The organism is Rhodothermales bacterium, assembly GCA_013002345.1.
Lineage (GTDB): Bacteria > Bacteroidota > Rhodothermia > Rhodothermales > JABDKH01 > JABDKH01.
Genome location: JABDKH010000130.1, coordinates 1 through 2,025, shown reverse-complemented (window position 1 = coordinate 2,025; position 2,025 = coordinate 1). Strand labels below are relative to the sequence as shown.

Annotated in this window: 2 protein-coding genes; both read right to left on the bottom strand. The window is 56.3% G+C overall.

The features are described 5' to 3' along the window. Window positions 1-371 (bottom strand): hypothetical protein (locus HKN37_06625; protein ID NNE46317.1); only part of this gene is annotated, 371 nt, incomplete at its 3' end. Between the two features lie 285 nt (window positions 372-656). Continuing rightward, on the bottom strand, window positions 657-2,025 hold a 1,369-nt coding region (locus tag HKN37_06620; protein ID NNE46316.1), incomplete at its 5' end, for a hypothetical protein.

Genomic DNA, 2,025 nt, shown 5'->3' with positions numbered 1-2,025 from the left:
TCGACGGCATCGATGATCATCGACTTGAGGGAGTTGACGACCGCCGTGTAAACAGCGAAGTCATCCAATGCTTCCTTGTGGAGGCGATTCGTCTCGGTGATCTGAGGCGAAGTGGCTCCGTTAGGGTGACCAGGATGAGGACCGGGATGGACGGGAGCAACAATGGGCTGTGTTCCCTGAAGAGCCGCGTAGGCGGCGGGATCCATGACCGCACCGAGATGACCGTGGGTGCCGCCGCCGAGGAGACTTGGGATCGCAGAAGCGTTCGCGTAGACTTCCATCTTCAAGATGCGGAGGCTGATGGCGGTAGGAATGCCATGGATCTTCGTGAGCGAAGTGTAAGGGAAAGGAAGTGGCTTGGAGTCGGCCATCGTGCAAGAGTCCCACGTCGAAAAATAAGGCGTAAGTTGAGTTGTGGTGGGATTAAGAACGTCAAACTACGTGTAGTGAGTAGTTCTGTTCTTGGCGGTTCGTTAGAGCTGTCAGCGAGCTTGGTAACAGCGTTGACCGTGAAGGTATTGCTGTTGGAAGGTCTTGAAATTTCGCTAGTCTGTTGAGCAGACGAGATGTCGAGAGTTTTGACGTAAACGATTGACTAGCGAAATTATGAGCTATCGAGGGTGCGAGGACGAGAGTGGGAAGATATCCTCTTGGGCCTAATCTAGGTCCCGGTAGTGCGAGGGGATCAACACACCCTCACCACTCTCGTCTGAGTGAGCATTGCTGGAAAGAGAGTCGGCAGGAGGCGACGGGACCGGACCGTCGGGCGGTTCGGGCTCAACGTCCTCGTCGACGTCGTCCTGCAGGATTTCAAAGTAGTTGCGCGACGCATTGGGGTCGTGAAGGTAGGTAGATCGTACGTCTTGATGATGCGACGGGGGATGATGCTTGGTAAAATAGTCGGCGCGGTTGAGTGTGCCTTTCCGCCAGTAGACATGGAACTGCTTCTGGCGGACACGGTCACGTATCCAGTAGAAACGCATGTCCATGGCCTTGGAACGTCGCTGACGAACGGTGTCATTGGCAATGCCAGTGGCAGTGCTGTTGTCCGTTTGCAGCGGAGTCGGAGGTTGTGGGTGACCGAGTTCTTCGAGTAAAATACGCATCGGTACAGCTTCTTTAGCAGTGTAGTAACCACCAGCAAGTTCGGCTTCGGCAGCGCTAGAGAGGACTTCCTTCGGAATCTGGACGAGGACCGACACCGCACCGTTGGACGCAGGTGGAGGATCCGTATCGCCGGGCGGTTTGTCGGGGTTCTCGGGAAAATCGCTGAGGAAGAAGTAGCCTGCAACGCGGGAACGAGCCTTGATGACACTCAAATAAGATGCATCGCTGTGGGTCCAGAGGCACATGTCACTTGCGGTATATCGTAGAATGGCATCAGGATGGGTGGCGAGGTAGTTGAGAAGCTTGGTGACGGCCTTCATGGTGTGTTCAGTGGGATTGGCCTGCTGTGTGGCGAGGTCACTGAGGGCGACAAGAGGCGTAGGGTCGATGGCACGCGCGTAGAATAGGATGACACCGACAATCTGTTGGACACGTTTGGTGTCTTGGAGGTCGAGGGACGGAGAGCTGTCAGGTAGGGGCGCCAGCTGCGTGCGTTTGCCGTAGGTAGGAGTTTGCCACGCATGAGGCGCGTGTTCGGGGCGGGTCGGTGGCGGATGTTCGAAACGTTGAAGGCACCGCTCGATGTAACCAGGCATGGAGAGGTCGACGGTGCGATTGTCGTAGTCCCAGTCGAGAGTAATGCCAGCGTAGCGAGTACCCGACCAGTCGGTAGTAACACGGTAGTATTTGCGCAGGGTCGATAGAAGGTGTTCGGCGTCATCGTCACTGGTGTACTTGACGCCAAAGTCATCAACGATAAGCGTGAACTTGGTATCGCGTTCGCGGTGACGCCAAAGGCCGGCGGTGATGGCAACAGGCTCGTACCCATGGGGAGCCATGCGTTCGACAAGCAGCTCGTTAGCGATGCGACCTGCCTGGGGTAAACCGTACATACCGCGGCGGAGTTCGGTGTAGACG